5 protein-coding genes are annotated in these 6113 nt (G+C 73.7%); all 5 read left to right on the top strand.

The window, feature by feature from the left end; translation table 11 throughout:
- The first annotated feature begins 311 nt into the window (after nucleotides 1-311).
- The 5 genes from ABT263_RS38350 to ABT263_RS38330 all read left to right on the top strand — a co-directional run bounded on the left by ABT263_RS38350 (nucleotide 312) and on the right by ABT263_RS38330 (nucleotide 6006).
- Entirely contained in the window at nucleotides 312-2303 is a 1992-nt protein-coding gene (locus tag ABT263_RS38350) for a serine/threonine-protein kinase (RefSeq protein ID WP_352298485.1), read from the top strand.
- Between the two features lie 60 nt (nucleotides 2304-2363).
- On the top strand, nucleotides 2364-2543 hold the full coding sequence (locus tag ABT263_RS38345) for a DUF6104 family protein (RefSeq protein ID WP_063347844.1): 180 nt from the start codon (nucleotides 2364-2366) through the stop codon (nucleotides 2541-2543).
- An 82-nt stretch (nucleotides 2544-2625) separates the two neighbouring features.
- On the top strand, nucleotides 2626-3840 hold the full coding sequence (locus ABT263_RS38340; RefSeq protein WP_352298482.1) for an IS30 family transposase: 1215 nt from the start codon (nucleotides 2626-2628) through the stop codon (nucleotides 3838-3840).
- A 212-nt stretch (nucleotides 3841-4052) separates the two neighbouring features.
- A complete protein-coding gene (locus tag ABT263_RS38335) occupies nucleotides 4053-4967 on the top strand; it encodes a DUF4097 family beta strand repeat-containing protein (RefSeq protein WP_329489570.1) in 915 nt (304 codons plus the stop codon).
- Between the two features lies 1 nt (nucleotide 4968).
- Complete coding sequence (locus ABT263_RS38330) at nucleotides 4969-6006, top strand: PadR family transcriptional regulator (protein ID WP_329489569.1); 1038 nt, start codon at nucleotides 4969-4971, stop codon at nucleotides 6004-6006.
- Nucleotides 6007-6113: the final 107 nt, after the last annotated feature.

Below are 6113 nucleotides of genomic sequence, written 5' to 3'. Positions count from 1 at the left end.
CGAACTCACCGCCTCGGGGCGCCCGGTGGCCGGCCCGCCGCTGGTGGTGGCCTGCACCTCACCCGGCGGGGTCCGGCTCGCCGCCGATCGCGGCCCCCGCGCACACCGCGCGGGGGCCGGGGCCGTTCCGGTGTCCCGCGCCCGTGTGACGGCGCCGTGCCAAGGTTCCAGCTCTGCAACCAAACGGCCACCGACCTGCGAGCACAGCTGACGGGTCGGTAGGTTATGCCTCGCCGGACCGATGCCCGGGCGCCCTCACCGCGCCCGTGACCGACCGGATGACCTCACCGCTCTCCCAGGGGGATCACCACATGACCGCCGACACACCACGGGACGCCACGGCCTCGCCGCTCCCGCCGGTCTTCCAGCCGCTGCACCCGGACGACCCGCGCGAGGTCGGCGGCTACCGGCTCTTCGCCCGCCTCGGCGCCGGCGGCATGGGCCGGGTCTACCTGTCGTACACCCCGGGCGGCCGTCCGGTGGCGCTCAAGGTGGTCCGCCCGGAGTTCGCCGAGGACGGCGAGTTCCGCCGCCGCTTCGCGCAGGAGGTCAGCAACGCCCAGCGGATCCACGGCCTCTACACGGCCCAGGTGATCGACTCCGGCGGCCTGGACTCGGACGCCCCCTGGCTGGTCACCGCGTACGTGCCGGGCCCGTCGCTGCAGCAGGTGGTCCGCGAGAACGGCGCCCTGCCGGTGCGCACCGTGCTGCTGCTGATGGGCGGCATCGCCGAGGCGCTGCAGGCCATCCACAGCGTCGAGGTGGTGCACCGCGACCTCAAGCCGGCCAACGTGCTGGTGGCCGGCGACGGCCCGCGCGTGATCGACTTCGGTATCGCCCGGGCCGCCGACGCCACCGCGCTGACCGGCACCGGCTACCGGATCGGTTCGCCCGCCTTCATGTCGCCGGAGCAGGCACAGGGCCGCCCGGTCACCCCGGCCACCGACGTCTTCGCGCTCGGCGCGCTGGCCGCGTACGTGGCCGGCGGCACCGCGCCGTTCGGCGACGGCCCGGACACCGCCGTGCTCTACCGGGTGGTGCACGAGCAGGCCGACCTGGACGCCGTGCCGGCCGACCTGCGCGAGCTGATCATGCGCTGCCTGGCGAAGTCCCCCGAGGACCGCCCGAAGCCCGCCGAGATCATCCAGATCGCCCGCAACCACCCGTCGGTCGGCGGGCAGCTGCGGTTCGCCGACGACTGGCTGCCCCGGCAGGTCAACACCGAGATCACCCGCCGCTCGGACCTGCCGAAGACCCCGCCGACCCCGCTGCCGGCCGCGCCCACCGCGCCTCCGAGCGGCCCGCCGACCACCCCGCCGCAGCCCTTCGCGCCGCCGACCCACCCGGCCACCGCGGCCTCCTTCGGCGTTCCGGACTTCGGCACCCCCCGGCCGCAGCCGGTCACCCCGCCGCCGGGCTTCACCCCGCCGCCGCTCGGCGCGTACGGCCCTCCGCAGCCCGGCTACGAGGCCCCCACCGCGCCGGTGCTGCCCTCGCCGCCGACCGTTCAGCTGCGCCAGGAGCCGCCGTCCTACGACACCCCGCCGCCCGGCCCGGTGGTGACGGACACCCCGGCGCCCGAGCCCCGGCGCAAGGGCGTCTCCTGGAAGGTCCTGCTGGTGGTCGCCCTGGTGATGGCCCTCGGCGGCACCGCGGGCGGCGTGGTACTGGTGAAGAAGCTCGGCGACGACAACAAGAAGAACGACAGCGCGAGCACCGCCCAGCAGAGCCCCGGCAACCAGCCCCAGCCACTGCCGTCGCAGACCGCGGACGCCGGGGCGGCCGGCTCGCACAGCCCCTCGCCGACCCCGTCGTCCGCCGGGAAGGTGACGGCCGCGCCGTCGGCCACGACCAGCAACGGCGTGACCGCGCCCGCCCGGCCGGTCGGCTACACGCCGCTGCTCGACAAGAAGCCGCTGGCCATCCCCGGCACCGAGGCGTACTACGACTCCTACCGGATCGACCTGGACGGCGGGACGGTCGTGCCGCGCGGCAACGACCTCAAGTGGGGCCTGGGGCTGAACGCCACCGGCATCAGCAGCAAGGCCAACTCCTTCACCACGGCGGGGGACGACAAGTCCGACTTCGCGGTGATCACCGAGGCCAGCGTGACCCCGGAGCAGTGCGCGATCGCGATCGACTCGCGGCCCGACACCGACCTGTCCTTCAACCGGGTCTCGCCCGGACGCCTGCTCTGCGTCCGCGACCGGCTCACCCGCAACATCGCCATCGCGGTGGTCGAGATCGCCGACGGCACCACCGGCGCCGTCAAGCTCACCGTGAGCACCTGGCGGGCCAGCTGACCGGGCGCCCGCCCGGACTATCCTGACCAGGTCGAATCCCCACCGGACCGGAGCGAACCCGTGTACTTCACCGACCGCGGCATCGAGGAGCTGCAGAACCGGCGCGGCGACGAGGAGGTCACCTTCGAGTGGCTGGCCGAGCGCCTGCGCGAGTTCGTCGACCTCAACCCGGACTTCGAGATCCCGGTCGAACGGCTGGCCACCTGGCTGGCCCGGCTCGACGACGAGGACGACGAGTGACGCGGTAGACCGTGTCCGAAGGGCCCGGGAGGCACCCCTTAGGTTCTAGTGGTCGTCGCAACGCCCCAGCTCAGGGGATGCGATGGACTTCAAGATCCGGGAGAGGCGGGACCCTCAGGGGCCTGTGCGGCTTGACAGGGAGCGAGCGGCATACTCCCTGCTCATGCGGCAGGGACTGAGCAACACGGAAGCGTGTCGGATCGTCGGGGTGAATCCGAAGACCGGCAGACGCTGGCGCAACGGACGCGGTGCGTCCGGCACGAGCAGGGCGGTACCACCGATCAACGCGGTGGTACCGCCCTGCTCGCCGTCCCGGTACCTGAGCGAGGCCGAGCGGATCCACATCGCCGACCGGCTGCGGGAAAGGGCGACGATCCGTGAGGTCGCGGCCGAGCTGGGCCGCAGCCCCTCCACGGTCAGCCGGGAGATCCGCCGCAATCGCCACCCCTCCAGCGGTGCCTACCGCCCGCACGCGGCCCAGGCCCGGGCCGATGCCCGTCGGCCCCGCCCGAAGACGGGGAAGATCGCCGACAACCCGGAGCTCCGGGGCTTCATCCAGGACCACCTGAACGTGAAGTGGAGCCCCGAGCAGATCTGCCAGGCTCTGCGGGACACCTTTCCCGAGCGGCCGGAGATGCACGTGGTCCACGAGACGGTCTACCAGGCTCTCTACATCCAGGGCCGGGGCGAGTTGCGCCGCGAGATCGCGGCGGCCCTACGCACCGGACGCGCCCGCCGGGTTCCCCACCGCCAGGCCGCCGCACGCAGACCCAGGTTCGCCCACCCCATGGTCATGATCAGCGAACGCCCCGCCGAAGTCGAGGACCGAGCCGTGCCCGGCCACTGGGAGGGCGACCTGATCATCGGCAAGGACGGCGCCTCCGCCATCGGCACCCTCGTCGAGCGGGCCACCCGCTATGTGATGCTCCTGCACCTGCCCGCCGGCCGAACCGCCGAGCAGGTACGCGACGCCCTCGTGGACGCCGTCCGGACCCTGCCCGCCCACCTGACGCGCTCACTGACCTGGGACCAGGGCGCCGAGATGGCCGCCCACGGCTCCTTCAGCGTCGCCACCGACATCCCCGTCTACTTCTGCGACCCCGCCAGTCCCTGGCAACGCGGCTCGAACGAGAACACCAACGGCCTGCTGCGGCAGTACTTCCCCAAGGGCACCGACCTGGCCGCCCACACCGCGGAGCACCTGACCGCCGTGGCAGCCGAGCTCAACGGCCGGCCACGCAAAACGCTCGGCTGGGAAACCCCAGCCGAGCGCCTGCATAAACTGCTCGCGGCCTGAACAACCGACCACGTGTTGCAACGACCCTTAGAAACCGCACCCGCCTCCCGGGCCCTTCGCGTGCCGCGCCCCGTAGGGGGCGTCTCGGGGTTCGTTCCGGGTCGCTCTCCGGGGCGCCCCCGGGGCCGGATCCCTTGACTTCGCCGTCACGCGATATATCGTCTTTGGAAGAGGACGCGATACATCGCGAGTCGTAACGGGAGGCGGCAGACATGAGCCAGTGGACGGTCGAGGGCCCCGACAGGATCACCATCGACGGGGAGGTCGACGCCCTCCACGTACGGATCGTCGGAGGCGCCGTGAACGTGGTGGCCACCGAGGGCCCGGCCCGGCTGGAGGTCACCGAGCTGGAGGGCGAGCCCCTTCAGGTCACCCTCGCCGAGGGGGTGCTGACGGTCACCTACAAGGACCTCAGCTGGAGCGAGTTCGGCGAGTCGGTCAAGTCGGTGCAGTCCATCAAGTCGTTCTTCGGCGGGCTGCGGCGCACCCGCCGGGCCGTGGTCTCGCTGGCCGTACCGGCCGGCGCCAAGGTCAAGGCCGGCACCGTCTCGGCCGGCGCCACCGTCTCCGGCATCACCGCGCCGGTCTCGGTGCACAGCGCCAGCGGCGACGCCACCCTGGTCGGCCTGACCGGCCGGACGGAGGCCCACACCGTCTCCGGGGACGTCGACGCCCAGTCGCTCTCCGGCGACCTCAAGGTCAACACCGCCTCCGGGCAGGTCACCCTGGTCGCCGGCACCTCGGACAACGTGCAGGTCCACTCGGTCAACGGGGACGTCACCCTCGACCTCGACGTGGCCACCCCGTCGGAGATCCGGGTCACCACGGTGAGCGGCTCGGTCGGCGTCCGGCTGCCCTCGCTGGTCGACACCAAGGTCGAGGCGGGTACCAACAGCGGGGACGTCACCAGCACCTTCGAGCAGCTCAAGGTCGGCGGCTCCTGGGGCGCCAAGCGGCTCTCCGGCAAGCTCGGGGACGGCCGGGGCAACCTGGTGGTGACCACCGTCTCCGGCGCCGTCACCGTGCTCCGCCGGCCGGAGGCCGAGGACGACGGCCCCGTGATCGTCAAGGAACTCCCGGCCGGCCCCGACCTCGGCACCGGCCCCGACCTCACCAAGGAGGTCTGAGATGACCCCCGTCTTCGGCCACGGCCGCCTTCGCCTCTACCTGCTGAAGCTGCTCGACGAGGCACCGCGGCACGGCTACGAGGTCATCCGCCTCCTGGAGGAGCGCTTCCAGGGCCTGTACGCGCCCTCGGCCGGCACCGTCTACCCCCGGCTCGCCAAGCTGGAGCAGGAGGGCCTGGTGACGCAGAGCACCGAGGGCGGCCGCAAGGTCTACCGGCTCACCGAGGCCGGCCGGAGCGAGCTGGCGGCCCGCCAGGGCGAGCTGGACGAGCTGGAGCTGGAGATCCGCGACTCGGTGGCCCAGCTCGCCGGGGCGATCCGCGAGGACGTCCGGGACGGCGCCCGGAGCCTGCGCGAGGAGCTGTGGGGGGCGGCGAAGCAGGCGCCCCGCCCGGAGGGCGCCGAGAGCGGGGACCCGTGGGCCGGCCCCTGGGGGGACAAGGACGCCTGGCAGCGCGCCAAGGACGAGTTCGCCCAGTTCAAGAAGCAGGCCAAGGAGCAGGCCAAGCGCGCCAAGGAGCAGGAGAAGGCGGCCAAGGCCAAGGCGAAGGCCGCCGAGGAGGAGGCCCGCAGGCTCCGCGAGCAGTCCCGGGCGGCGCGGACGGCCGCCCAGCAGGAGGCGCTGCGGATCAAGCGCCGGGTCGAGCAGCAGGTCCGCGACCACGCGGCCCGCGGCGACTGGCCGACCGGACTGGCCGAGGGGCTCTCCGAACTCACCAAGGGTCTGGCCGGGCTGGCCGACGCCGCCCGCTGGGGCCACCCGGCGCAGGACGCCGAGGCACCCGCCGAGAAGGTCAGGGTCACCCGGATCGACCTCGACAAGGACGAGCCGGCCGGCACCGCCCCGGCCGACCTTCCGGCCTGGACCGCGACCGACCCGGCCGGTGATCCGGCCCGCGAGCTGGAGCGGCTGCTCGACCGCTTCCGGGACCAGGTCCGCGACGCGGCCCGGGACGGCGGGGTGACGCCCGAGCGGCTGGCCGAGGCCCGCTCGGTGCTGGGCACGGCCGGCGAGCGGCTGCGCCGCCTGCTGGGCTGACCGGGCCGCAGGCCCGTGCGGGCCGGCGCTCCCGCGGGAGCGCCGGCCCGCCGGCGGTCAGGGGGGGCGGACGCGCGTCCCCAAGACCGCCCCCCCCGCGGGCCGGG

Origin of the sequence: Kitasatospora sp. NPDC001603 (assembly GCF_040298365.1) — a bacterium.
GTDB lineage: Bacteria > Actinomycetota > Actinomycetes > Streptomycetales > Streptomycetaceae > Kitasatospora.
Note: the sequence above shows the minus strand (reverse complement) of the source record. Positions and strands in the feature narration are given on the sequence as shown.